Annotated in this window: 24 protein-coding genes and 1 tRNA gene; 11 read left to right on the forward strand and 14 right to left on the reverse strand. The window is 32.8% G+C overall.

What is annotated here, in order from left to right:
- Positions 1–83 precede the first annotated feature (83 nt).
- Positions 84–638 (forward strand): RNA polymerase sigma factor, encoded by a 555-nt coding sequence (locus ACOQOS_RS02165; protein WP_420573318.1) that lies wholly within the window; start codon positions 84–86, stop codon positions 636–638.
- Positions 635–1,426, forward strand: coding sequence for an anti-sigma factor (locus tag ACOQOS_RS02170; RefSeq protein WP_420573319.1), 792 nt, complete (start codon positions 635–637; stop codon positions 1,424–1,426). The genes ACOQOS_RS02165 and ACOQOS_RS02170 overlap by 4 nt, the downstream gene beginning before the upstream one ends.
- A 304-nt stretch (positions 1,427–1,730) precedes the next feature.
- Here the strand turns inward: ACOQOS_RS02170 and ACOQOS_RS02175 are convergent, their stop codons facing one another.
- Both ACOQOS_RS02175 and ACOQOS_RS02180 read right to left on the reverse strand, forming a co-directional pair.
- Positions 1,731–2,408, reverse strand: a complete 678-nt coding sequence (locus tag ACOQOS_RS02175; protein WP_420573320.1) for a DNA alkylation repair protein — start codon at positions 2,406–2,408, stop codon at positions 1,731–1,733.
- Positions 2,409–2,478: 70 nt separating this feature from the next.
- Positions 2,479–3,108, reverse strand: coding sequence for a TetR/AcrR family transcriptional regulator (locus ACOQOS_RS02180; protein ID WP_420573321.1), 630 nt, complete (start codon positions 3,106–3,108; stop codon positions 2,479–2,481).
- Between the two features lie 159 nt (positions 3,109–3,267).
- Between ACOQOS_RS02180 and ACOQOS_RS02185 the strand changes: the two genes are divergently transcribed.
- Complete coding sequence (locus ACOQOS_RS02185; protein WP_420573322.1) at positions 3,268–4,125, forward strand: alpha/beta fold hydrolase; 858 nt, start codon at positions 3,268–3,270, stop codon at positions 4,123–4,125.
- 180 nt (positions 4,126–4,305) lie between these two features.
- Here ACOQOS_RS02185 and ACOQOS_RS02190 read toward each other — a convergent pair whose 3' ends face one another.
- From ACOQOS_RS02190 to ACOQOS_RS02205, 4 genes are all read right to left on the reverse strand, one after another.
- Positions 4,306–5,838 (reverse strand): amidohydrolase family protein, encoded by a 1,533-nt coding sequence (locus ACOQOS_RS02190; protein WP_420573323.1) that lies wholly within the window; start codon positions 5,836–5,838, stop codon positions 4,306–4,308.
- A 146-nt stretch (positions 5,839–5,984) separates the two neighbouring features.
- A complete protein-coding gene (locus ACOQOS_RS02195) occupies positions 5,985–7,136 on the reverse strand; it encodes a helix-turn-helix domain-containing protein (RefSeq protein WP_420573324.1) in 1,152 nt (383 codons plus the stop codon).
- A gap of 43 nt (positions 7,137–7,179) precedes the next feature.
- Positions 7,180–8,871, reverse strand: coding sequence for a gamma-glutamyltransferase (gene ggt / locus ACOQOS_RS02200; RefSeq protein ID WP_420573325.1), 1,692 nt, complete (start codon positions 8,869–8,871; stop codon positions 7,180–7,182).
- Entirely contained in the window at positions 8,864–9,457 is a 594-nt protein-coding gene (locus ACOQOS_RS02205) for an ACP phosphodiesterase (protein WP_420573326.1), read from the reverse strand. Before ACOQOS_RS02205 ends, ggt begins: the two co-directional genes overlap by 8 nt.
- A 161-nt stretch (positions 9,458–9,618) precedes the next feature.
- Here ACOQOS_RS02205 and glmM point away from each other — a divergent pair, with 161 nt between their 5' ends.
- Positions 9,619–11,007, forward strand: coding sequence for a phosphoglucosamine mutase (gene glmM, locus ACOQOS_RS02210; protein WP_420573327.1), 1,389 nt, complete (start codon positions 9,619–9,621; stop codon positions 11,005–11,007).
- 184 nt (positions 11,008–11,191) lie between these two features.
- The gene (locus tag ACOQOS_RS02215; RefSeq protein WP_420573328.1) at positions 11,192–11,662 is read left to right on the forward strand and encodes a hypothetical protein; all 471 of its coding nucleotides are present in this window, start codon (positions 11,192–11,194) and stop codon (positions 11,660–11,662) included.
- A 1-nt stretch (position 11,663) separates the two neighbouring features.
- Here the strand turns inward: ACOQOS_RS02215 and ACOQOS_RS02220 are convergent, their stop codons facing one another.
- Both ACOQOS_RS02220 and ACOQOS_RS02225 read right to left on the reverse strand, forming a co-directional pair.
- Entirely contained in the window at positions 11,664–12,152 is a 489-nt protein-coding gene (locus tag ACOQOS_RS02220; protein ID WP_420573329.1) for a hypothetical protein, read from the reverse strand.
- 13 nt (positions 12,153–12,165) lie between these two features.
- Positions 12,166–13,071, reverse strand: coding sequence for a lysophospholipid acyltransferase family protein (locus ACOQOS_RS02225; RefSeq protein WP_420573330.1), 906 nt, complete (start codon positions 13,069–13,071; stop codon positions 12,166–12,168).
- A 60-nt stretch (positions 13,072–13,131) separates the two neighbouring features.
- On the opposite strand from ACOQOS_RS02225, the gene ACOQOS_RS02230 reads away from it, so the two are divergent.
- Positions 13,132–13,764, forward strand: a complete 633-nt coding sequence (locus ACOQOS_RS02230; RefSeq protein WP_420573331.1) for a rhomboid family intramembrane serine protease — start codon at positions 13,132–13,134, stop codon at positions 13,762–13,764.
- A gap of 265 nt (positions 13,765–14,029) precedes the next feature.
- Here the strand turns inward: ACOQOS_RS02230 and ACOQOS_RS02235 are convergent.
- From ACOQOS_RS02235 to ACOQOS_RS02245, 3 genes are all read right to left on the reverse strand, one after another.
- Positions 14,030–14,111 (reverse strand) — tRNA-Tyr (locus ACOQOS_RS02235).
- Between the two features lie 205 nt (positions 14,112–14,316).
- Positions 14,317–15,462 carry a redoxin domain-containing protein gene (locus ACOQOS_RS02240; protein WP_420573332.1) on the reverse strand — a complete coding sequence of 382 codons (1,146 nt, stop codon included), beginning with the start codon at positions 15,460–15,462 and terminating at the stop codon, positions 14,317–14,319.
- Positions 15,463–15,542: 80 nt separating this feature from the next.
- Positions 15,543–16,016: a hypothetical protein gene (locus tag ACOQOS_RS02245; RefSeq protein WP_420573333.1), complete on the reverse strand. Its 474-nt coding sequence runs from the start codon at positions 16,014–16,016 to the stop codon at positions 15,543–15,545.
- A gap of 192 nt (positions 16,017–16,208) precedes the next feature.
- Between ACOQOS_RS02245 and ACOQOS_RS02250 the strand changes: the two genes are divergently transcribed.
- Positions 16,209–19,127, forward strand: coding sequence for an FAD-binding and (Fe-S)-binding domain-containing protein (locus ACOQOS_RS02250; RefSeq protein WP_420573334.1), 2,919 nt, complete (start codon positions 16,209–16,211; stop codon positions 19,125–19,127).
- Between the two features lie 4 nt (positions 19,128–19,131).
- On the opposite strand, the gene ACOQOS_RS02255 is transcribed toward ACOQOS_RS02250, so the two are convergent.
- Complete coding sequence (locus ACOQOS_RS02255; RefSeq protein WP_420573335.1) at positions 19,132–19,842, reverse strand: hypothetical protein; 711 nt, start codon at positions 19,840–19,842, stop codon at positions 19,132–19,134.
- A gap of 51 nt (positions 19,843–19,893) precedes the next feature.
- Between ACOQOS_RS02255 and ACOQOS_RS02260 the strand changes: the two genes are divergently transcribed.
- Positions 19,894–20,142, forward strand: a complete 249-nt coding sequence (locus ACOQOS_RS02260; RefSeq protein ID WP_420573336.1) for a hypothetical protein — start codon at positions 19,894–19,896, stop codon at positions 20,140–20,142.
- Positions 20,143–20,267: 125 nt separating this feature from the next.
- Here ACOQOS_RS02260 and ACOQOS_RS02265 read toward each other — a convergent pair whose 3' ends face one another.
- A complete protein-coding gene (locus tag ACOQOS_RS02265) occupies positions 20,268–21,113 on the reverse strand; it encodes a hypothetical protein (protein WP_420573337.1) in 846 nt (281 codons plus the stop codon).
- A gap of 78 nt (positions 21,114–21,191) precedes the next feature.
- Positions 21,192–22,028 (reverse strand): UDP-2,3-diacylglucosamine diphosphatase, encoded by an 837-nt coding sequence (locus ACOQOS_RS02270; protein WP_420573338.1) that lies wholly within the window; start codon positions 22,026–22,028, stop codon positions 21,192–21,194.
- Between the two features lie 184 nt (positions 22,029–22,212).
- Between ACOQOS_RS02270 and aroC the strand changes: the two genes are divergently transcribed.
- Genes aroC through ACOQOS_RS02285 form a run of 3 tightly spaced genes read left to right on the forward strand, consistent with a single transcriptional unit; the run spans position 22,213 to position 25,268 of the window.
- Entirely contained in the window at positions 22,213–23,277 is a 1,065-nt protein-coding gene (aroC, locus tag ACOQOS_RS02275) for a chorismate synthase (protein WP_420573339.1), read from the forward strand.
- On the forward strand, positions 23,274–23,789 hold the full coding sequence (locus ACOQOS_RS02280) for a hypothetical protein (protein WP_420573340.1): 516 nt from the start codon (positions 23,274–23,276) through the stop codon (positions 23,787–23,789). Before aroC ends, ACOQOS_RS02280 begins: the two co-directional genes overlap by 4 nt.
- Before the next feature lie 27 nt (positions 23,790–23,816).
- Positions 23,817–25,268, forward strand: coding sequence for a dicarboxylate/amino acid:cation symporter (locus ACOQOS_RS02285; RefSeq protein ID WP_420573341.1), 1,452 nt, complete (start codon positions 23,817–23,819; stop codon positions 25,266–25,268).
- Positions 25,269–25,292 lie beyond the last annotated feature (24 nt).

The following is a 25,292-nucleotide window of genomic DNA, read 5'->3' on the forward strand; positions in this document are numbered from 1 at the left end:
TTTCAATTTTATATACACAAGTTTTTACCTTTTGGATGAGCTAGGTTAATTTTTTTTTAAATTTGATAAGATTTATTTCAAAAGTGAAAAACGAAACCATAATTATTGAACGATTTCAGAATCGTGATGAAGCCGCACTGTCAAAGCTATACGACAAGTATTCGGGTGCTATTTATGGTGTCATAATTCGTATGTGTAGAAATGAAGAAACTGCACAAGAAATTTTACAAGAAACTTTTATGAAAGCGTGGGATAAATCACATTTATATGATGCATCTAAAGGAAAATTTTATACATGGTTGTATAGAATTGCTCGAAATACAACGTTAAATTTCTTAAGAAAAGATGATAAACTCATCCAAACAGACGATTTAAGTGTATATAAAGATGAAGGTGTAGAAGAGAATCAAGAATTGCATATAGAATTAAAAGGTGCATTGGCAAAACTAGATGCACATCATCAAAAAGCTTTACGACTCGTATACTTTAACGGACTAACACACAAAGAAGCACATGAAGAAATGGGCGTTCCTTTGGGAACTTTCAAATCATATGTGCGACAAGCTGTAGAAAAGTTACGTGTATTGTACGCAAAAGAGCTGCTTCTTTTAATCTGTATCTTAGAACTGTTGACATGAAGGATAGAAAAACTGTCATAGAAAGCGGAATGCTAGAAATGTACTTGTTAGGTTTATTACCTGATGAACAGGTTGCTGTGCTTGAAAAAATGTTAGTAGAAGATATTGTTTTAGCTGAAAAATATGCCGAAATAGAACAAGACTTTGAGAATGTTTCATTGGAAAATGCAATACAACCGCCAGATTTTATCAAAGAAGATCTTTTTACAGCTATACAAGAAGATTCGAAAGTAAAAACACTTCCAAAAGAAACTACACAAAAAGAAGCTAAAAATCCACAGACATTTATGTGGATTGCTGCTGGATTCGCTGCAGTATTTATGATAACTTCTTTGTGGATGTTTACACAATGGAATACTACACAAGACGATTTACAAGTAACACAACAGGAATTAAAAGAAATCAAAGAACAGATCAATGATCTAAAAGGCAACTTAAAAGATTCAGAATTACTTGCTCAAATTGTAAAAGATCCAAATACATTGCAATATGCATTGAAAGGAAATGATAAAATTCCAGGAGGCTTTGCCACGGCGTATATCAACCATGAAGATAAATCTGCGATTGTAAATGCTCAAAAACTTCCAGCGTTACCAGATGATAAAACTTATCAAATGTGGGCAGATGTTGAAGGCGAAATGATCAATATGGGAATTATTGACAAAAGTAAAGATGTGGTTATCTTAGAATATATAGACGCAGCTACTTCATTAAATATAACTATTGAACCTGCTGGCGGAAGTGATCATGCAACTGTAACACAATTGGTGTCTAATGTATATCTGTAGGTATTAGAATAAACCATCACTCTATAATCGAGTTTTAAAAGCTCCGATGCTTACGTCGAATATTTTTAGTTATTTCCATATACATTGAGCGTATTTATTCAAAAAATATCAGCTATAGTATTGGTCTTTTTATCTTTATAAAATAACTTCAAGTCTAACCAAGTCTAACCAAGTCTAACCAAGTCTAACCAAGTCTAACCAAGTCTAACCAAGTCTAACCAAGTCTAACCAAGTCTAACCAAGTCTAACCAAGTCTAACCAAGTCTAACCAAGTCTAACCAAGTCTAACCAAGTCTAACCAAGTCTAACCAAGTCTAACCAATCTCCGAATCGCTTCACGTTCGCTTAATTCTTTCAATTTTACAGATTTTACAAAATCTAATACAGCTTTGGGCTGAACTTTCCCGTATTCACGTAATGCCCAACCAATGGCTTTTTGAATGAAGAACTCTTCTGAATCTTTATGAAGTGTACACTGTTTGAACAACTCTACTTCATCAGTTTCGTTTTTATAGCTCAATTGATACAAAATTGCAGAGCGATTCAGCCACATATTGTCATTAGCAGAATAATAATCGAGCATCTTGCGTTTTTGCTCAGGAAACTGCAATAAATATTTACCAAAGACGTGTTTTGCCAAAAAATCAACGCTGTCCCACCAAGAATGCGTAGTAATCATACGTGTAAAGAAACGTCCATCTTCTAAATTATACTTTTTATTTAAAAACTTTTGGTACAATTCCATCGCAGTATAATGGTATTCACGTTGAGGTAGCTTATAAAGTTTATTCACCACATCGCGAATGTTTTCTTGTAGAAACGACTTATGTGCTACAACCAATTCTTTCGTTAATTGTTTCCGTAAAGGCGCTTTAATTCCATGGAAATGAAATAAATTTCGCATATATACTTGCATTTGCTGTTGATTATCAGCATTTGCATTAGCTTCAAAAGCTGTTTGTAATTGTGTAATGAATTCCATTCTTTGAAAGTAGTATAAAAATATGTGTTATAAAGAAAACAAAGTTAAAAGCGATTAAAAAATAACATGGTTACACAAAAAGCTTTGGAAATAATTCTTTGTATTGTTTTTTGCCTAAATCTGTAAAATATGGATATAATATTCCCATCAAATTCTGAGCATACTGTATAATATCGTCATCATTAATTTCAATTTCATACACAAAAGAATTATATAGCCAAGTATTACTATAATTAATCATTCTTTCAATTAAAAAGCTACTTTCTCTATCAAAAGCGAAATCATTTAGTATTTTTTTTCCTATCAAAATTTCAAATAAATAATGATATCCTTTAGTTCTTTCCTTATGTGCATTCAAAAAGTGACTCTTTATCTTAGTATTTAACTTTAGTAAATTATATAAATCAGTCCAAAAGAAACGATAATCAATCATTCTTTGCAATCCAGATACGATTTGTTCTTTTACAGTTTCTAGCGTAATCTCTGTAGTATTTAATTGCTTAATTCTACGATCAAAAACAGCAACCATTTCAAAATAGAGAGCTTCTAAAATATCGTCTCTTTTCTTAAAATGATAATTTAAATTCCCAGAACTCATTTTTGCTTCTATAGCAATCATTCTAATCGTAACATTACTGTATCCATGTGTATTAAATAACATTCTGGAAATTGACAGTATTTTTTCTTTTGTTTTACTCATTAGTAAATTTGTCCTAATTTGATTGTTTTAGTAAATTTGTCCTAATATAATAATCATTTTAGTTTGTATGAAATTTTTACTCGATAATCGAGATTAAAATTCGATGCTATTAAAAAGCATACATGATACATAAATACTGACCTTAGAAAATAATCATACATGGAATCTCTATACAAAACAGTACAAGGAAAAAAGGAAATTTTAAATCTTTACGAACAAAAACTAGAAAGTTTGCAAATTCAATATGACTATACCTGTGTAAATACAAGTTTTGGCGCAACCAATATTATAGTCACTGGAGATTCTTCAAATCCTCCATTACTGCTTATTCATGGATCTAACGGATGCGCACCAGTAGCGCTTGAAGCGTATCCTAATTTGTGTAAATCATATAAAGTGTATGCAATTGATGTATTAGCACAGCCTAATAAAAGTGCTGAAACCAAAATGAGTATGAAAGATGATTCATATGGAAAATGGATGTATGAAATTATTGAAGCACTTAATATCAGCAACGTGACTATGGCAGGTTTTTCATTTGGCGGATTGGTTATTTTAAAAACACTTGAATTTAGTGAGCGTACTATTAAAGAAGTGTTTTTAGCAGCTCCTGCGTATATAGTGAATGGAAATCCTTTAAAAGCTTTGTTTAAAGTGTTTATTCCTATGAAACGATACATGAGTACAAAAAAGCTACAATATGTAGAGAAAGTGGTAGCTGCGCTTTTTACTGAAAAAGATCAATTTGCTGTAAAGTATCTTTCGAAAGTGTTTGAATCATTTCGTATGGATTTTAGTCCTGTACCAGTTATTAAAACTAAAAAAGCAAAAAATATAGAGACACCGATCACGATTTTCGCAGCAGAAAACGATCTATTATTTCCTGGAAATAAAATGAAGAAACGGGCAATAAAAATATTTCCGTCACTAAAAAAAATAATGGTATTGGAGAATTCTAAACACGTTCAAGGTATAATACACAATAGAATTATTGAAAAAGATATACTACAAAATTGAATTGAAATTGATTTTGATACAAATAATGATAAACTAATGTCATATGTTAGCTTAACTTCAAAGTATCAAAATCAAATCAATGTTATTTGGTCATCAAGGTATAAATGTTCTTATACTTGTGTAGAAATGTTTTTAAGTATTACCTCTAAATCCCTCATGAGTTTGCTCTATAGTAGTTGACTAATTCAAATACGCATTAATAGATATATTTCTGCTTCTTGCATTGGCTTCTTTTACAGCTAACAACATATTATCTAATGTAGTACGATCTAAATATTTACCATTGGTAATTACTGCTTGAATGGTTCTAGTGTTATCAATGTCTTCTAGTGGATTTTTATCTAATAATACCAAATCAGCAGCGAAACCTTTTTCAATAACTCCAGTATTGTGTTGCATCCATTGTGCTGCGGTTATGGTAGATGTTCGAAGGACTTGAGTTATTGTGAGTCCTATTTCCTCTAAAGAAGCTAATTGATCGTGCAATGAAAAACCAGAGACAGTACAAAATCCATTTGTATCTGCTCCAGAGGTAAGCTTTACATCATTATCTACTAAAGCTTTTGTCATGATATGTATGGCTTTTACATAATTTGACCAATATAAATCAGCGGTTTCATTTTTATTTTCGGTTGTGGAGCCAGGACTTTCAAATTTATTACTTCCTGGAAGCCATCCTTTTGCAAAGTGAGAACCTTCTACAATACCTGGATTTGCATATTCTAATTCAATTTCTTTGAGAAACTTAGGTAAATCAGTAGCTTGTTTGTGAATATTTTCAATATATCGTACTGTAGAGCACACAGTGATATTATTCTTTTTTAAGTTTTGAGCAATTTTGTCAGCATTTTCCTCCAAGTACTGCATATATTCATCAATACGATCGTAAAATATATAATTGAGTCCTCCAAAATCTTCAAAAGTATTTTTAGTAATTTCTTCGGCATGTGCCAATGCAGATTGTCCTGAGGTATAAAATTCTTGCAATCCAACATCTAAAGGCAAGTGGCCAGTTACTGGAATGCCTTGTTTTTGAGCTTCATCCATAATAGCATAATAAGCTTCTCTATTTGGAGCATAAGATTTTATAGCGTCATATCCTAGTTTTTTAAATTCTCGAATTGCTTGTCGTGCTTCTTCTTCTGTATTGTAATAACGAGAGCCAAATATGGTATTCATCTTAGCCATAAAACCTTTCTTTGAACTCATTCCGCCGGCTGCAATATAAATTCTAGGGCTTAGTGCACCTTCATTAGCTTCTTTTCGCCATTTTAAATAGAGTTGATCTGGTTTGGAATTCATATTAGCAATACTAGTAACGCCATTTGCTAAAAACAATAATAAATCGTTTTTACTTCTATGCAAATGTGTATGTGCATCTATTAAACCAGGAATTAAGAATTTCCCTGAACCATCAATTTTTTTATAGGCTGAAGTAATTTCAATGTTTTTTCCGACATCCAAAATGATTCCGTCTTTAATAAGAACGGTAAGACTGCCTTTCATTTCGGAACAATCCTGAGAAAGTACATTGACGTTTGTAATTGCTATGGACGATTGTGAAACATTAAATTTAGAAAAATCTACTTGTTCTGTGTAGACTCCTTGATGATGTTTAATTTCTGATTTAATGTAAAAATAGCCAACAGCTAAACTCACAATGAGTACAGATGTGATTGTAATAATTAGTTTTTTGATGAATGATTTTTTCATTTTTTTATGTGTAGTAATAATTAATATTAATACCGCAAAAGAAAGGTTAATACTAGTGTTTACAGTCTCATTGCTTCCAGTGAGACTAAAAAAAGAAGGTTTTTCAGCATATTTTTTACAATATGTACAGAAAAGAATAAATACTATTATTTACGATCTGTAGAATGATCTTTCAATACTTGATTTTTGAAATCTGTCGGAGATTGGCCAGTTTGATTTTTGAAAATACGATAAAAACTAGCTTTAGATTTAAAACCAGCTTCGTACGCAATTCCTTCTATAGTATATCCTGCGTGTGAAGCTGAACAAACTAACTTTTTAAACTCTTCTATACGATACGAGTTTACAAATTTATAAAATGAAATCTCTATGTGTTGATTCAGAAGTTTGGATAGTTTTTTATCTGTAATACCCATTGCAGAAGCTAATTTATGTAAAGTTAACTCTTCGTCTAAATAGGGTTTTTCTTGAAGCATACATTGAATTAACAGTTGTTCTAATGTACTAAATTCTTCTTGTTGCTGTTTTGTTATATGTTCTTTTTTAGTGCTATTTATAGTTGTATCTTCTATCAAAAAATAAGGAATCAATACTTTAGATTGTTTAATTCCATAATAAGCAGCATACAAAACAGCAAATGAAGCGAACAATATCGTAACACTCTGAGTTCTCCAAGGCAAGAATCCAAACAATAATTGATATACTACAAACAATAAATCGGCTACAATAACAATCAGTGAAGCTATTAATAAATACCGAACCCAAATGAAATTATTATGTTCAATATGTGAGTAATTACATTTCAGTACTTTTTTAAATTTATAAAAAGTATGGAAGGAAATATATAAGTAGAGAAGAAAATAACAATTTAGTATGAAACGTTTGATGGGCAAATACTTGTGAATTAATATTTGGTAATCAACAAAATATTTTTGAGACATAAATCCTATCAAATACGGTAAAGAGACAAACAAAACAAATACGAGATAAGGAACTATGTGTATTTTTAAGCTTTTTAGTACTTTTTTATCCTCTAAAAATAAAGATTGAATGTATAAGAGCAATAAAGGCGCTAAGATGAGTTTAACTCCTTGTATTGGTAAAAAACTGACGCGAAGTAAAAAATGGATCTTGTGTATAGAAGCATAGGATTCTAAGATGGTAAATACTAAGAGTCCAAAAAAAGCAATTAAGATTAATTTATGCAATGCTTTGTCTTTAGATTTACATAGTATGTATATGTAAATACATCCAAAGATTATTCCCGCGATGAATAGGAAATCATAAACTAACTTCATTATTATAATCGTATTACAAGAATCTAAAAGTGTCTAAATAAGTTTAAAACCCAACGGCTTTATCATCTCCACGTGGATCTGCGCCACCTTCTAGTTTTCCGTCAGGCAGTACCAAAACACCTTCAACTTTACCGATAACAGGACTGTTTGTAGCATCAATAGTATAACCAAGTTTCGTAAGTTCGGCTTGTATCTGATCGCTAAAACCATCTGGTTCCATCTTTACCGTATCTGGCAACCATTGATGATGAAAACGTGGCTGATTAATCGCTTCTTGCATGCCCATATCGTATTCATGTACATTCAAAATAGTCTGTAATACAGATGTAATAATCGTAGATCCACCAGGCGTTCCAACCACCATAAATAGCTCGCCATTTTTTTCCACAATCGTAGGCGTCATAGAACTTAGCATGCGTTTTTCTGGAGCAATACTATTCGCTTCAGCGCCAATCAATCCAAACATATTAGGCTCGCCAGGTTTTGCGCTAAAATCGTCCATTTCATTATTCAAAAAGAAACCTAATTCCTCACAAAACAACTTAGAACCATAAGCACCATTTATCGTAGTTGTTACAGAAACTGAATTTCCAAACTGATCTACAATAGAGTAGTGTGTAGTTTCATCACTTTCTACAATTTCAATATTTCCATGAGAAACTTCTGCGGAAGGAGTTGCTTTCTCAAAAGAAAAAGAATGCATTCGTTGCTTTACATACGTTTCACTGATTAAGGTTTCTATCGGAATCTGTACAAAATCAGGATCGCCCAAAAAATAACTACGATCAGCATAAGCTCTACGTTCTGCTTCTGTAATCAATTGAATTGCTTTTGTGGTATTATGACCTAATTCATCTAAGTTGTATGGTTCAATCGCTTTCATAATTTCTGCCAAACAAATTCCTCCACTTGATGGTGGCGACATCGAAATTATGCGTAAATCATCATACGAAAAACTGATAGGAGTTCGCCATTTAACTTCGTATTTTGCTAAATCTTCCAGTGTCATGATGCCTCCAGATTTTTGCATAAAATTGACTAAAGCTTGTGCGGTTTCACCTTTGTAAAATTCATCACGACCATTTTCTTTGATACGTGCTAACGTTTTTGCAAGTTGTACACGTTTTATAGTGTCTTTTGCTTTCCATGGTTTCCCAAATAGAAAATCAGAATCATTTACTTTAAAAAACTTACTACGATATTTTTCCAAACGTTCCTGTTGTTTTTCAGTTACAATCACACCTTTTTTAGCTAAAGCAATTACTGGTGTAATAATCTCTTCCATTGGTAATTTTCCAAATTTTTCATGTGAAGCAAAAATTCCAGCAACATTTCCAGGAATTCCAACTGCCATGGCGCCAAGTGTGCTTTTATTAGGAATTACGTTTCCTGTAATGGAATCGATATACATATTTTTGGAAGCAGCCAAAGGAGCTTTTTCTCTGTAGTCTAATGCGCCAACACTACCGTCTTCCAAGCGATATACCATAAATCCGCCGCCTCCTAAACTTCCTGCATACGGATATGCAACCGCTAAAGCGAATTCCATTCCTGCCATAGCATCAAAAGCATTTCCACCTTTTTTAAGAATTAAATTTCCTATTTCAGATACTTCTTCGCGAGCAGAAACAACCATAGCGTTTTCAGAAATAACTCCTGTAACTTTTTGTTTTTCAGTTTCTTTACAAGAAAATAAAGTTAAGCAACAAAGGCTGAAAAATAATAATCTATTCATGTTGTAATTCATTTAATTTCTGTTTTGAAAATTCGATCAATTCATGAAAAAAAGAGGTAAATTCAGCTTCAAATTCATCGTAAAACTCTTGAAGTTCTACGACGGCTAAATTCATCTTGGAACGATTTTGTGTTCTGCGATTCATGCCTTCTAAAACCTTCTGGATACCTTCAATAGAAGCATAACTGAGTAACCAATTGTCATGAATCATGTGAGGAAGCAAGCGTTGTACATTTAGTGGAAGCATCTCAAAATTATCTTCCAACAAATGGTAAAAATCATCTACATAATTCGCTAAAGGAATAGCTGAATAATTTTTCCAGTTCTTGGCTAAAAAGTGATCGTATAAAATATCAACAATAACGCCGCTGTAATGACTGTAATTTTTGTGTAAACGTTTTGTGCTGAGTCGTACCGTAGGATGCGCGTCCGTAAAAGTATCTATATTTCGATGCAATAAAATGCCAAGTTGAACCCTTGTAGGGTATTCTGTGTATTTTTTCCCTCGAACACTGTCTGCAATAAAATTGCCAATCTTAATCTCGTCATCGTCGTGAGAAAGGTAAATATGTGCTAAAAAATTCACGTAAAGTCTTTTAAATTAGGCGTAGCTAAAAATAGCAAAACGCACTTCCCAATTTACATAAATATTCGTTTACAGAATTATGAAATCATTAATAATTATCTCTTGGGAATGAAATCCGTCAATATCTTTTATATTTGCCTGAATTTTAATTAAACAAAAGAATGACTTTAATCAAATCAATTTCAGGGATTCGTGGAACTATTGGAGGAAATGTTGGTGAAAATTTAACGCCAATTGATGCAGTAAAATTTGCAAGTGCTTACGGAACTTGGTTGAAAAAAGAATACAATAAGTCACAACTTACGGTTGTGATTGGTAGAGATGCTCGAATTTCAGGAGCAATGATTCAGAGTTTAGTAGTAAATACATTAGTAGGTTTAGGAATAGATGTAATTGATCTTGGATTATCAACAACACCAACAGTAGAAGTTGCTGTTCCTTTAGAAAAAGCTGATGGAGGAATCATTTTAACAGCAAGTCACAACCCGAAGCAATGGAATGCTTTAAAATTATTAAATCATAAAGGAGAATTTTTAAATGGTGCTGATGGTGCGCAAATTTTAGAAATTGCAGAAAGTGATGCTTTCGATTTTGCAGAGGTAGACGATTTAGGTACTGTAACACCAAATGATACGTATATTGACAAACACATTGAAGAAGTATTAAAATTAGAGTTAGTAGATCCAGAAGTGATCAAGAAAGCTAATTTTAAAGTTGTAGTTGATGGTGTAAATTCTACTGGAGGAATTGCAATTCCAAAATTATTACATGCATTGAATGTTGAGGTGATCGAATTGTATTGTGAGCCAAACGGACATTTTCCACACAATCCAGAACCGTTAAAAGAGCATTTAACAGATATTTCAGAGCTTGTTGTAAAAGAAAAAGCAGATTTTGGAGTTGTGGTTGATCCAGATGTAGATCGTTTGGCATTTATTTGTGATGACGGAGAAATGTTTGGAGAAGAATATACCTTAGTCGCTTGCGCGGATTATGTATTAGGAAAAGTAAAAGGAAATACGGTTTCTAATTTATCTTCTTCAAGAGCTTTACGTGATATTACTGAAAAACATGGCGGAACCTACCAAGCCAGTGCAGTAGGAGAAGTAAATGTAGTAATCAAAATGAAAGATACCAATGCAGTTATTGGTGGCGAAGGAAATGGAGGTATCATATATCCAGACTCTCATTACGGACGTGATTCTTTAGTTGGAGTTGCCTTATTCTTAACACATTTAGCTGAAAAGAAAATGACTGTTCGCGAATTACGTGATAGTTACCCAAGTTACTTTATGAGTAAAAATAAAATTCAATTAACGCCTGCATTAGACGTAGATGGAATTTTAAAAGCGATGGAGGAGAAGTATGCAAACGAGGATGTAACTACTATTGATGGTGTAAAGATCGACTTTCCAGAAAACTGGGTACACTTACGTAAATCAAATACAGAACCAATTATTAGAATCTATACGGAAGCACAATCGCAACAAGAAGCGGATGATTTGGCACAACGTATTATGAAAGAAATTGCAGTGATTGCTAATTTGTAAAAACTGTTAAAAATATAAAGAAAGCCGTCCGTTTGGATGGCTTTTTTTATTTTTGCACTCCTCAAACGCTATTTTGCAGAAAGCCTATAAAAGTTATATTTGTTCACATTGAGCATAGTCGAAATGTAACAAAAACTAAAAACACACTACCAATATACCGAACAATACAATTTACAGACCAATTATGGAAACCACATATACGCTTTGGAAAGAAACAACTCTTCTTACTATTGATCAAAAAACTGCTTCATTTGACGAAGCTCTGCATAAAAAAGTGGAAACTGATTATTTGAAACGCTTGTTAGAAAAAATGGCGACACATGCTGCTACTACAGAATCATTGATTGTATTTCAAAAACAAATGGACGAACTTGTAGCTTCAATCCCAACAAAAGAAGCGTTTGAAAACAAAGAGGTTCGTCGTGATTTCTTAAAAAAGAAAAGTAAAATCAAAAATTCTGCAACAATAAAACATAAATTAGTTACCAAAGGATATTATATGAGTATGTGGATGCCTATAGGAATGGCTCTTGGAATGCCATGGGGCGCAGCTTTTGGAAATATAGCTTTAGGTTTACCTATTGGATTAGCAGTAGGACTTGCCATAGGAACTTCTTTAGACAGTAAAGCAGCCAAAGAAGGCAGAGTTGTATAAACTAAGTTACTCTGAAGTAATACTCTTTGATGTGATTTTCTAATTTTCGCATGTGATGTTTTGAAACAGGTAAAACATTTTCGATGAGTTCACCTGTTAAATCAGCAATAATAAAAGTTTTAGTGTCTTCTTCCATTTCAATATGAGTAAACTCTAAATCATCAGGAGTAATTGTTCTAGATGTTTTAAAATACTTATAATCTGCAGTATAAGCTATAGATTCTGGATTGAGTGTAATAGTTTCTCTTCCATATGTATTCCATAAAATAGATTTCATAAAAAAGTAAGCAGCTGCCCAAAGCACAAGTGAAATAGGAACTAAACCTATATTAAGACCGTCGCCAAGTGTAACATTAAGCGAAGCAATAACAATTGGAGCAATTAAAAAAAGTATTAGTAAAACAGTAAGTGCAAAACGTACAGTTTTTGGAGACTGCGCGCCAATGATTACAATTTCATTTTCACTAAAAATTACTTCAGAAGCTTTCATCGTAAATCACTATTTAATTACTTTTCTTTTGATATTTTTCGGGAACCTTATCTCTGTGTTTCCAACGTTTGTGAACCCAATAATAATATTCAGGAACTTCACGTATTTGTTTTTCTAATTCTCTATAAAAAAGCTCAGTAGGTTCGTTTACAGGATAATTTTTAATACCATTTGGTGTCAATGGAATAAATGTTCCTTGATAATGTCCGCGCTTTATCTTTTCAATCTTAAAATAAATAAATGGCATGTCTGCTTTACGTGCTAATACTTCAGAACCATTAAAACATGGAACTGTAATATTCATAAACTCTGTCCAATAATAATTTGGTAAAGGTTTTGGCGATTGATCGCTTACCATATAATAAATACCAAGCTTTCCTACATCTTCATTCTTTTTGATCGTTTTAAACGTCTCTTTTGTGGTAATTAAAGTAGAATTTCGTTTCTCACGTATCTTACGAACCAATCTATCAAAATACTTATTCGTTAATCTTTTATAAATCCCATATCCGTGTAAGGAAACATATTCTTTTACAATATTCATCCATTCCCAATTGGCATAATGTCCAGAAATTAAAATAATACTCTGACCTTGTTTTTCATATTCATTCAGTACTTCAATATTTGGAAATACAAATCGTTTACGCAATGAAGCGTCTGAAATGGTTAATGATTTTATCATTTCCAAAAACATATCGCACAAATGGTGGTAATATTTCTTTTCTATCTTTAAGCGTTCTGCGGCTGTTTTCTCAGGAAAAACTAATTCTAGGTTTCCACGAACCACTTTTTTTCTATATCCGATAACATGATATACAAGTACATAGCAAAAATCAGAGAAAAGATATAGCAAACGAAATGGAAGAATAGAAATCAACCAAAGAATTGGATATATAAGTATGAACGCGATAAGCTGCATATGTGTGCCAAATTTTGACAAATATAGCTATATTTGACACTTAATAAAGGCTATTTCAATATGAATTTGGATCTGGTAACTATTGGTGTAATTGTGGCAAACGTTTTAGTATCTCTCAAAGGGTTTGAAGATTACGCATTTCGAAGTAAATATATCTTCAATATTGGCGCTATTCACAGAGGTGAGCATTTGCGTATGATTACTTCTGGTTTTTTACATGCAGATATGCAGCATTTGGCCTTTAATATGATTACCTTATTTTTCTTTGCGCCTATTGTTATTGCTTACCTAGGGCCAACGAACTTTCTATTAATTTACCTAGGAAGTTTATTATTGGGAAGTTTACTGTCCTTTTTCTTTCATAAAGAAGAATATCATTACAGCGCGCTAGGAGCTAGTGGAGCAGTTTCTGGAATATTGTTCTCTGCAATACTATTACAGCCTAATATGATGATTAACTTTATAATTCCTGGGTATTTATTTGCTATTGGATATTTATTGTTCTCTATCTATGGAATGAAAAAGCGAACAGGGAACATAGGACACGATGCTCATTTTGGAGGCGCTGTAGCAGGTTTTATAATTACATTGGCATTGCGTAAAGAAATACTATTTCAAGACACTTGGATTGTAGTTGCAATGGCAGTTCCTATTATTATATTATTTGTAATGATAAAAATGGGGAAGATTTAAGAATATTTTTTTTTGAACACAGGATATGTGTTTTAAATAGAAGATAAAAAGTGATAAAAAAAACCGATCTAATTTTAGATCGGTTTTTTTGTTTTGTGGGGAGATCACAGAATTAAATATCCTACTCACTACTTCCTGAAAATGAAAAGTGGTGCTGCAGTAGCAGCTACGCATTTTTACTTTTTTAAACTTATTTGAAACAAGTTGTCAAAACGTTTTAAAAAGCAAAAAGTCCACACTTTCGTGTAGACTTTTCGAGTTAAAGTGGGGAGAGCAGGATTCGAACCTGCGAAGACATAGTCAGCAGATTTACAGTCTGCCCTCGTTGGCCGCTTGAGTATCTCCCCAACGATATTTGTTATAAAATCGGTTGCAAATATACTATTGTTTTTGAACCATGCAAATAAAAAATATACGTTTTTTTCGATAAAAAACTAACTTATTGAAAATCAGTTTTTGAAATGTTGAATTATAAATGTCAAATTTTAAATTTGGCGCTGAGAATTGAGAAATTTCAAATTAAATTCTTCACAAATTCACAAATTGAAGAAACTACTTCCCGAGTAACTCTTTAATTTTTTCTTCAAGTTTTGCACCGCGTAAGTTTTTCGCAACAATAGTTCCTTCTTCATCTATTATAAAAGTAGCAGGAATAGAACGTATATTATATGTACGAGCAATGGCATCTCTAAAACCATCTAAATTTGAAACTTGATGCCAAGGCAATCCATCTTGTTCAATAGCGCGTAACCAATCTTGTTTTGCATTTTTTTGATTTGGGCGTCCATCTAAAGAAACACCAATGATTTCCAATCCGTCTTTATGGTACTTTTCATAAATTTTCACCACATTTGGATTCTCTTTACGACAAGGGCCACACCAAGCTGCCCAGAAATCAACAACCGTTACTTTTCCTTTAATATCATTCAAAGAAATTTTATTTCCTTCTGGATCAGGAGCAGAAAAGTTCTCTGCTTTTGTTCCTACAGAAGCTCTGATCATTTCTGTTATTTTGATAAATAAATCTTCTGCAACTCTAGTTTTTTTCATGTCAGCAGGCAACATATCATAAAAAACTTTTGCTTTTGGAGCTGTTGTCAGTTTACTTCTTAGCAAACGGCTTACCAACATGATAGATACATACGATTTTGGATGTGCTATCACATAATCTTCTTGAAATTGAATTCCTTGTTTTTCTAAGTTTGAAATTTCTTTTCGTATGCTATTATATGAAACAGAATCTCTTTCTTTTACCGCATTACCATAACGATCTCTTGCATCTTGAATTGTTGTTGCTAATACTTTTGATTCTTCAATAAAGGCTAAATATTCTTGATTGTGTTTTCCTCCAGAAACTTTCGATTTCGATAAACTATCTCTGTAAGCTTCAATTTTTACTTCAGCATTTTCTATCAACAAACTAATATTTCCTTGTGCGCCATTCACATAAATAAGACCTAATTCAGGAAATTCAGCTTTCCCTGTAAAAACAAAACGACCATTTTGAACAATAGCAGTATCTTTTGGCTTAGGAACACCTTTTTCATTAGTCACTTTTAAAAATGCACGAACACCATCAGGAATTCCATCAATAGTAGTTTCTATGGTATAACCATTAGCAGAACTTTGTGAATCTCCATTACAAGAAGTAAAAAGGAAAATACAGGAAAGACATGCGATTAAAAATACTTTCTTCACGTTTGAATACATTTTTATTTGATAATTTAAATAGTTAAACGCGCAAATTTAACCAAACGTGAAGAATTACCCTAGTAAAATTAGAATTGATAACGCACGCCAAGCGCTAAATCCATACTTAAATCGTCATTGAAACCATTGTCAAAGCCTATTTCAGGGCGAACATCAAGTGAAAGTTGCAGCGGAAAATCAAAACTATATTCTATACCAACATCACCAGCAAAAAAGGCATATACTCCATCGTTGGTACGACCTCTATTACTATTCCAGCTTCCAACTCCGCCACCAGCACCAGCATACCAATTAAATCCGCCGTCAATATTCCAAACCCATTGGTACAATCCTGTAATTTTATACGCATCGTACTCGTCGTTATCTTTCCATCCCAAATCTAATTCCAATCTATTATTATCCCATAATGCTCTTTGATATGAGATTTCTGTACCAAAACCATTATTTCCTCCAATTCGTAATCCGATGGCATTATCTGAAATCTGTTGCGCAGATGCCATATATCCAAAAAATAAAATGCTTAAAATTACTAGCTTTTTCATGTCTTTAAAGTTTAAGTTTTTAATAATATTAGCAGAGTTATCCAACAATTATGCCAGTTGTAGCACTGAGATGCTTCTAATTAATTTCACATGTTAATATCTTATTGTGATACGATACTTGTTTCTTATTTATAACTAAAAAATTAAGTTTATATTGCTGAAAAAATTATACAAAAGAGTAATAGCGTTGGTATGAAGACGAAATTGGAACAGTTGAAAAAATCTTTTTCAGGGACAATCTTTTATGATGATTTGCATAGAATTTTATATGCTACAGATGCTTCTGTTTATCGTAAACTTCCGTTGGCTGTTGCATACCCAAAAAATATAGAAGATTTAAAAGCGTTAATACATTTTGCTACTACACATAAAACTTCACTAATACCAAGAACAGCAGGAACTTCCTTAGCAGGACAGTGTGTTGGAGAGGGAATTGTGGTTGATGTGTCTAAATATTTTACAGAAATCCTTTCGGTAGATAAAGAAGCAAAAACTGTTACTGTGCAACCAGGTGTTGTTCGTGATGAATTAAACACTTATTTGAAAGCATCAAACTTATTCTTCGGACCAAATACATCAACGTCTAATCGTTGCATGATTGGCGGAATGGTAGGGAATAACTCTTCAGGAACAACTTCAATTCAATATGGCGTAACGCGCGACAAAGTATTGTCTATGGAAGTATTACTTTCCGATGGAAGTGAAGTGACTTTTGGAGAAATAACTACTTCAGCATTTCATCAAAAAAGAAATCTAAATACACTTGAAGGGAACATTTATCAAAAAGTGTATGAGATGCTTTCAGACAAAAATAACCAAGCGAGAATACATATTGAATTTCCCAAAGCAGAAATACACAGACGTAATACAGGATATGCTATTGATGAATTGTTAAGAGCGAAACCATTTTCTTCAACTGGAGAAACTTTCAATATGTGCAAATTGCTTTCTGGAAGTGAAGGAACGTTGGCTTTTACGACTAAAATTACCTTACAACTAGACGAACTTCCGCCAACCGAAAGTTGTGTGGTTGCAGCTCATTATCATAGTATTGAAGATTGTTTGCAATCTGTTTCACGCACAATGCAGCATAACTTGTATACGTGTGAGATGATGGACAAGATCATCTTAGATTGCACAAAGTCAAATCTGGCGCAAGCCAAAAACAGATTTTTCGTTAAAGGCGATCCGCAAGCAATTTTATTACTAGAATTACGCTCTGATACAGCCGAAGATTTAGCAAATCAAACCAATAACCTAATTGTATCTTTAGAAAACGAAGCAAAAAGCTATCATTTTCCAGTATTAAAAGGTGATGAAATAGGGAAAGCTATGGAATTGCGAAAAGCAGGTTTAGGCTTACTAGGAAATATCATTGGAGACAAAAAAGCAGTGGCTTGTATTGAAGATACGGCGGTTGCATTGGAAGATTTATCAAAATACATTACAGAATTCTCTCAGTTGATGGAAAATTACCAACAACAAGCTGTTTATTATGCACATGCAGGCGCTGGAGAATTGCATTTACGCCCAATTTTAAACTTAAAAAAGAAAGAAGATGTAGTGTTATTTCGAAAAATAACACGTGATGTCGCTAAATTGGTTAAGAAATACAAAGGTTCATTTAGTGGCGAGCATGGTGATGGAATTGTACGAGCGGAATTCATTCCGATTATGATAGGAGAGAAGAACTACGAATTATTAAAAGAAGTAAAAGCTGTTTTTGATCCAAATAATATCTTCAATCCAGGAAAAATAGTTGACGCAGCCAAGATGGATACCTCTTTACGCTATGAAATTGATCGTAAAGAACCTGAAATAGAAACGTTATTTGATTTTTCAGACAGTCAAGGAATTTTACGAGCTGCGGAAAAATGTAATGGTTCGGGAGATTGTAGAAAACCAGCTTCTTTCTCAGGAACAATGTGTCCAAGTTACAGAGCTACCACCAATGAAAAAGATACTACGAGAGCACGCGCAAATGCGTTACGTGAGTTCTTGACAGTATCTGATAAAGAAAATAAATTTGATCACGCAGAATTAAAGGAGGTTTTTGATTTGTGTCTAAGCTGTAAAGCTTGCGCGAGCGAATGTCCGAGTAATGTAGATGTTGCTGCTTTAAAAGCTGAATTTCTACATCAATATTACAAATCAAATCCGCCAACATCAAGAGATAAAGCGTTTGCATTTTCGACAAAATCGAACCGATTGGCAAGTAAATTTTCAGGACTTTCTAATTTTGTAAAAAGAAATAGTTTTACGTCTAAAATAATAAAAAATAAGTTAGGAGTTGCACAAGAACGCACATTACCTTTGAATTCAAGTAAAACTTTAAATAAAATTATTCAAAAATCAATAAAACAACTAAATAAAAATATTTTTAAAACTAAAAAGGTATATGTTTTTAGTGACGAATTTACCAATTATTTGGAATCTGAAATCGGACACGATGCTTTGATAGTTTTGTCAAAATTAGGTTATGAAATCAAATACATTTCGCATGCAGAAAGCGGACGAACATTTATTTCTAAAGGTTTCTTAACGGAAGCAAAAAAAGTAGCTAATGAGAACGTAAATATCTTCAAAGATCTGCTGAATGAAAATACTGTTTTAGTAGGAATAGAACCTTCTGCGATCTTAACATTTCGCGATGAATATACTCGTTTAGCAAACGACAAAGAAGCTGCAAAAAAGATTGCAAAATATGTATTTCTATTAGAAGAATTCTTAGCAGCAGAGATACAAGCTGGTGAAATCACTTCGGAAGCATTTACCGAAGACGCAAAAGCGATCAAAATTCATGTGCATTGCTACCAAAAATCGTTGTCAAATCAGAAATGTACGTATGATGTTTTAAATCTTCCAAAAAACTACAAACCAACAATTATTGCTTCTGGTTGCTGCGGAATGGCAGGTTCTTTTGGTTATGAGAAAGAGCATTACGAAGTAAGTATGAATATTGGTGAACAATCTTTGTTTCCTGCAGTAAGAGCAGCAGAAATCAATACTACAATTGCGGCAAATGGTACGAGCTGTCGTCATCAAATCAAAGATGGAACACAAAAAGAAGCCTTACATCCAATTACTATTTTAAGACGTGCGTTGTTGTAATATTTTAATTCTGAATAGAATCAATTTGTTTCATTAATTTTTTTGCACGATCTCTGGCTCTAGTATAAATCTCTTTCATACGTTGTTCTCTTAAAATAGCCATGTTGTTGTAATTTTTGCCTTCCATAGAAGTCATAACTTTTATAAAGTTTTTACGATTTTCTACACTGTCTAATATGGATTTGGTAACATCAATATATGCCAATTCATAATGATTTTGATATATCCAGAAGTCTTGATCTTTTTGAGCAGATTTTTCTTCCCACTTATTTAACTCTTTCAAGTAATTATTAAAAACAACATAATATGAGTTGAATTTTTCAAATAAAAATTCCTTTTCAGGTAAAGTTACAATACCAGATTCTATTATTTTTTTGTACGCGCCATCATTTATATAAATGTTATTGGTGCCTGAAGTAACAATGGCTTGTAGGCCACTAGTCGAAAATTTAGCAATACTATCTTGATTGAATAAGCTTTTCTTGTAATCTAACTTTAAATCAATTCGTTCAATTGCATAATGAAAATAGGTAGTATCAATTGTCAAATCTTTTTTTACTTTGTCAATGTATAAATTAGCCTTTGTTAGCGCTATGCGGTTCTCATTCCAATTATTGATATTCATGGCGATGAGAATACCGGCAATGATCAACACAAGTTCTCCTAATGAAACCAATATATATTGCTTAAAGCCTTTCTTTTTTGAACTTTTCATGGGGATGTAGAGTAAATTACACGCAGTTTTAATTATGCAACTATTAATCAGATGCAAATTAATAATTATTTTCGGTTTAAAACAGACATCACATATTTCTGTCAAAATTCAGAAGAAGTTAAGTTGACTTATGAAGTAAGTATAAATATTTGCGAACAATCTTTGTTTCCTGCGGTAAGAGTAGCAAAAACCAATACTACACTTGCTGCAAATGGTACGAACTGTCGTCATCAAATCAAAGATGGAAAACAAAAATACGCCTTACATCCAATAACTATTCTAAGAAAACCATTGATTTAGATTTGCTTTGTTTTTATGTAAAAAAAGGCAATATTCTAACAATCTAACAATCTAACAATCTAACAATCTAACAATCTAACAATCTAACAATCTAACAATCTAACAATCTAACCAATCCAAGAAATCTAATTAATCATATACGAAGTCAACTCTTCTACATTCGTAGCTGTACTTGACGTAGGAATATTTAAATCTACATTCAATGTTTCTAAAAGTGCAATAGTTGTTGGATTTAAGCTAAAACTTATTTGAGAATCAGCTTTTAATAAACCAATATTTGGTCCGTAGTGACTGCGAATGGTCATTACATCTTGCGGATCGAGAATAGAGAATGTCGTTGGATTTCCTAAAATATCAACAGAAGTACTCACGCTTAATTCAAGTGTAAAATCGACTACTTCAACATCATTAAATGTTTCGTTATTTACAGTGAAACTAGGCAAACGTTCTACTTTTTCAGTACTCAAAGTATAAGTAATCGTAATTGGAAAACCTTGCACATCTTGAGTAAACATATCAGATAAGCTAAAAAGAACTGTGTTATCAGGAACACTAGTGTTGTATAAAACAGCACCTTCAAAATTAATTCCATCTCCAATAAAATCAATCGGTAACTCAATGCTGCTATTTAATGTAAGCGCGCCGCTTCCTTGTTCGGTAAGCGTTCCGTTTGCCAGCAAATTACTCATGGTTCCGTTGGCAATATTATTTGTATTCACATCAAGCATAAATGAGTCTCCATTTATAGAAGCTACATAAAGAGAATCTGTAGCTGTCGTAGGATTTGTCATGTCACTGTTCATAGTCACATTGTAATTCCAGTAATTGTTTAAAGCTGCTGGGAAGTAATTTACAGGTAAAACAGGTGTTTCAAGCTGTTCTCCTTCGGTTGGAGTTGTATCGTCGTCATTTCCGCAAGAAGTGAATATTAACAACAAGCAAACTCCAAGTATGGTAACAATATTTTTCATGAGATCGATTTTAAAAAGATAAATATAACACTCAAAATGTATTTGAGCATGTTATTTTGAAAAATATATAATGAAGAATTATTTTTTCGGACTCTTTACGATTGTGATGGCTGCTAATAAGTCTTTGTAGTCCATAGATTTAAGTTCTTCGTCTGCATAAAATGCTGTCAAGCGATCTTCATTATGACGATACAATTTCCATCTATTTTTATGATATTCTAAAGCGGTTAAATTTTCTACCCAATCTCCAGAATTTAAATAAATACAAGAACCTTTTCTCGTAGTTTTTTTCTCCATTTTTGGCTGATGAATATGTCCACAAATAACATAGCCGTAATCATTATCAATAGCTAAATCGGCAGCAACTTCCTCAAAATCATTGATATATTTGACTGCTTTTTTGACACTATTTTTAATTTTTTTAGAAAGTGAATACTTTTCACGTCCAAATTTTAATAGTATCCAATTTATAACACGATTCAGTCGTATTAATACATCATAGCCCCAACCTCCAAGTTTTGCAATCCATTTGGCATTTTGAATAGAAGCATCAAATACATCGCCATGAAAAAACCAGGCTTTTTCACCATTGAGTTCTAAAACAAGTTTATCAACCAATGAAAAGTTACCCAATTTGGTGTCAGAGAAACGTCGTAAAGCTTCATCATGATTTCCTGTAATATAAATAACCTCAACACCTTTAGTTGAAAAGTCAATCAGCTTTTTAATGATTTGTAAGTGTGGTTTTGGAAAATAACGTTTTCTAAATTGCCAAATATCAATAATATCACCGTTTAAGATAATTTTCTTCGGATCAATACTATTCAAATACGCTAATAATTCATTGGCATGACAACCGTATGTTCCGAGATGAACATCAGATATCACAACAAGATCTATTTTTCGCTTTTTCATGAATTACTTTTCAACACTGCAAATAAATAACAAGTTGTAGGAAAATATGAAAAACTACCGTTAAGCTTAGTTGTTTGAATGTTAATAATTTATCAATTGAAACCACTAAATGTTAAGTTAATTTTAAGCATTTGTTGGGTTTTTAAATCTGTTAGTTTAAATTTACATTTGTTAAAAAAATACTATGGCAGGAAATACTTTTGGATCTTTATTCAAATTGACCACTTTTGGAGAATCGCATGGAGCCGCAATCGGAGGAGTAATAGATGGTTGTCCCGCAGGATTGGAACTTGATATGGATATGATTCAGGAGGAAATGAATCGTAGAAAACCTGGGCAATCAGCAATTGTGACACAGCGTAAAGAACCAGATTCTGTTGTTTTTTATTCAGGAATTTTTGAAGGAAAAACAACAGGTGTTCCTATTGGATTTGCCATTCACAATACCAATCAGAAATCACACGATTATTCACATATAAAAGAAACCTATCGTCCATCACATGCAGACTATGTGTATGACCAAAAATATGGACATCGAGATTACAGAGGTGGCGGAAGAAGTTCGGCGCGAGAAACTGCCTGTAGAGTAGTGGCTGGCGCAATTGCAAAACAATTACTTTCAAACATAAAAATAAATGCTTTTGTGTCTTCTGTTGGAGAAATTTCTTTAGATAAACCTTATAATGAGTTGGATTTTTCCTTAACAGAAAGCAATCCTGTGCGTTGTCCTGATCCAGCGAAAGCTGCTGAAATGGAAGAAAAAATTAGAGAAATTCGCAAAGAAGGAGATACTATTGGCGGAACCATTATGTGTGTGATTCAAAATGTACCAATTGGCTTAGGTGAACCTGTATTTGATAAGTTGCATGCAGAACTTGGAAAAGCAATGTTATCCATAAATGCAGTAAAAGGTTTTGAATATGGAAGTGGTTTTGAAGGAGCAAAAATGAAAGGAAGTGAACATAACGACATTTTTAAAGCTGACGGAACTACACAAACAAATCTTTCAGGAGGAATTCAAGGCGGAATTAGCAATGGAATGGATATCTACTTCAATGTAGCATTTAAGCCTGTTGCGACTATTATGCAAAAGCAAGATACGATCAATAAAGATGGAAATATTGTAGAAATGCAAGGAAAAGGGCGTCACGATCCGTGTGTTGTGCCAAGAGCTGTTCCTATCGTAGAAGCCATGGCAGCATTAGTATTGGCAGATTATTATTTACTCAACAAAACCATTAAAATATGATTGTAAAAGACTTCTTTACAGCTGTCATAAAAATATTTGCAGTATATATTTTAATAGAAGGAATTATTTCGTTGGTAACTCGATTAATTTATTATTCAAACAAAAATCAAAGTCCTAATACACTCATTTTTACGATCTGTATTGCGATATTCTTTGGAATCATTTTTCTGATGATGTCTCAAGCAGATAAAATAGTTAGTTTTTTACGATTAGATAAAGGATTTGTAGCAGAACGATTTGACTTTTCGGTAGCACAAAGTCATTATATCGTTGAAATAGCGCTTGCCATCATTGGAGCGTACTTAGCATTCCGAAGAATTCCTATGCTAATTAGAAATATCTATGAGTTTTTCATGAGTTATTTTAATTATGGATCGTTAGCGCGAATGACATATTCGTCACTCACGGAAAGAGTGGTAATCAATTTAATATATTTCACAGTTGGAATAATTATTATACTTTTAAGGAAACCAATCGCAAATTTATTTATCCCAAATCAAAACAAAAGATAGTCTCTACAACAGAAATACAACCCACATATGAAAAAAATGGCATTACATTGGAAAATATTAATAGGAATGGTCTTGGGAATTTTATTCTCATTCATCCTATTATCTACTTCTTGGGGAAGTGAAAAAGTAGTTTTAAAAGAAATTCCTGCTTCTCAAGAAATTGTACAGCAAATTGTAAATGGTGAAGTTGTAACTTCTATAAAAGAAATTGCCGCGAGAGAAGTAAAAACCACACGTGCTGAGTACTTTATCAGTCGTTGGATCAAGCCTTTCGGAACTATTTTTATCAATTTGCTAAAATTAATTGCAGTTCCATTGATTCTCGCTTCTCTTATAAAAGGTGTTTCTGATTTAAAAGATATTGCCAAAATCAAAAAAATGGGATTGCGTACGATTGCTATTTATGTAGTAACGACTTTGGTTGCCATTATTATTGGTTTAGGAATTGTAAACACGGTAAAACCAGGTGTTGGAATGCCGCAAGAAACTATTGAAAAGATTAAGGAAAAATATGCAAGTTCTGATGGTGTTAATGACAAATTAACCAAAGCAGCTGCACAAAATGATGCAGGACCATTACAAGCATTGGTTGATATTTTTCCAAAAAACATATTTAAATCACTAGGAGAAGCAAAAATGCTTCAAATAATATTCTTTGCTTTATTTGTTGGAATCTGTCTATTGTTAATTCCGGAAAAACAAGCCAAACCAATGATTGATATCTTCGATTCCTTAAATGAAGTCGTCATGAAAATGGTTGATTTAATTATGCTTTTTGCGCCATATGCTGTATTTGCACTTCTCGCGAATGTAATCGTTGCTTTTGACGATCCTGAAATTCTAATGAAATTATTGTCATACGGATTATGTGTTGTTGCAGGATTAATATTAATGATTGTATTCTACTTAGTTCTCGTTAGTTTTTACGGGAAAAAGTCGCCATTGTGGTTCTTAAAACAAATAAGTCCGGCGCAATTATTAGCATTCTCAACAAGTTCAAGCGCAGCTACTTTACCAGTAACTATGGAAAGAGTAGAAGAGCATGTAGGTGTTGATAAAGAAGTGTCAGGATTTGTATTGCCTGTTGGAGCCACTGTAAATATGGATGGAACAAGTTTGTATCAAGCCATAGCCGCTGTATTTATCATGCAAGTACTCACACCAGAAGCTATTACTATAGAAGTTCAATTAATTATTGTATTTACAGCATTATTAGCTTCTATTGGAAGTGCTGCAGTGCCTAGTGCAGGAATGGTAATGTTAGTCATTGTATTAGAATCTGTAGGATTTGATCCGGCTTTATTGCCAATAGGACTTGCGTTAATATTTGCAATTGACAGACCTTTAGATATGTGTAGAACTGTGGTAAATGTTACAGGAGATGCTACCGTTTCTATGTTGGTAGCAAAATCTTTAGGTAAATTACATGATCCTAAACCAAAGAATTGGGACGATAATTACCAGCCATCTGAATCATAGTATAAAAACTAACTATTTTATATA

This window comes from Kordia sp. (genome assembly GCF_965224175.1).
Classification (GTDB): domain Bacteria; phylum Bacteroidota; class Bacteroidia; order Flavobacteriales; family Flavobacteriaceae; genus Kordia.

Excerpts from the sequence above, each read along its gene's own strand:
- ACOQOS_RS02285 (WP_420573341.1), top strand. The coding sequence starts at position 23,817 with ATGAAAAAAATGGCATTACATTGGAAAATATTAATAGGAATGGTCTTG.
- glmM (WP_420573327.1), top strand. The coding sequence starts at position 9,619 with ATGACTTTAATCAAATCAATTTCAGGGATTCGTGGAACTATTGGAGGA.
- ACOQOS_RS02245 (WP_420573333.1), bottom strand. The coding sequence starts at position 16,016 with ATGAAAAAGCTAGTAATTTTAAGCATTTTATTTTTTGGATATATGGCA.
- ACOQOS_RS02195 (WP_420573324.1), bottom strand. The coding sequence starts at position 7,136 with ATGAAGTTAGTTTATGATTTCCTATTCATCGCGGGAATAATCTTTGGA.
- ACOQOS_RS02175 (WP_420573320.1), bottom strand. The coding sequence starts at position 2,408 with ATGGAATTCATTACACAATTACAAACAGCTTTTGAAGCTAATGCAAAT.
- ACOQOS_RS02170 (WP_420573319.1), top strand. The coding sequence starts at position 635 with ATGAAGGATAGAAAAACTGTCATAGAAAGCGGAATGCTAGAAATGTAC.
- ACOQOS_RS02230 (WP_420573331.1), top strand. The coding sequence starts at position 13,132 with ATGAATTTGGATCTGGTAACTATTGGTGTAATTGTGGCAAACGTTTTA.
- ACOQOS_RS02180 (WP_420573321.1), bottom strand. The coding sequence starts at position 3,108 with ATGAGTAAAACAAAAGAAAAAATACTGTCAATTTCCAGAATGTTATTT.
- ACOQOS_RS02255 (WP_420573335.1), bottom strand. The coding sequence starts at position 19,842 with ATGAAAAGTTCAAAAAAGAAAGGCTTTAAGCAATATATATTGGTTTCA.
- ACOQOS_RS02265 (WP_420573337.1), bottom strand. The coding sequence starts at position 21,113 with ATGAAAAATATTGTTACCATACTTGGAGTTTGCTTGTTGTTAATATTC.
- ggt (WP_420573325.1), bottom strand. The coding sequence starts at position 8,871 with ATGAATAGATTATTATTTTTCAGCCTTTGTTGCTTAACTTTATTTTCT.
- ACOQOS_RS02250 (WP_420573334.1), top strand. The coding sequence starts at position 16,209 with ATGAAGACGAAATTGGAACAGTTGAAAAAATCTTTTTCAGGGACAATC.
- ACOQOS_RS02280 (WP_420573340.1), top strand. The coding sequence starts at position 23,274 with ATGATTGTAAAAGACTTCTTTACAGCTGTCATAAAAATATTTGCAGTA.
- ACOQOS_RS02270 (WP_420573338.1), bottom strand. The coding sequence starts at position 22,028 with ATGAAAAAGCGAAAAATAGATCTTGTTGTGATATCTGATGTTCATCTC.
- ACOQOS_RS02260 (WP_420573336.1), top strand. The coding sequence starts at position 19,894 with ATGCAAATTAATAATTATTTTCGGTTTAAAACAGACATCACATATTTC.
- ACOQOS_RS02225 (WP_420573330.1), bottom strand. The coding sequence starts at position 13,071 with ATGCAGCTTATCGCGTTCATACTTATATATCCAATTCTTTGGTTGATT.
- ACOQOS_RS02185 (WP_420573322.1), top strand. The coding sequence starts at position 3,268 with ATGGAATCTCTATACAAAACAGTACAAGGAAAAAAGGAAATTTTAAAT.
- aroC (WP_420573339.1), top strand. The coding sequence starts at position 22,213 with ATGGCAGGAAATACTTTTGGATCTTTATTCAAATTGACCACTTTTGGA.
- ACOQOS_RS02190 (WP_420573323.1), bottom strand. The coding sequence starts at position 5,838 with ATGAAAAAATCATTCATCAAAAAACTAATTATTACAATCACATCTGTA.
- ACOQOS_RS02215 (WP_420573328.1), top strand. The coding sequence starts at position 11,192 with ATGGAAACCACATATACGCTTTGGAAAGAAACAACTCTTCTTACTATT.
- ACOQOS_RS02220 (WP_420573329.1), bottom strand. The coding sequence starts at position 12,152 with ATGAAAGCTTCTGAAGTAATTTTTAGTGAAAATGAAATTGTAATCATT.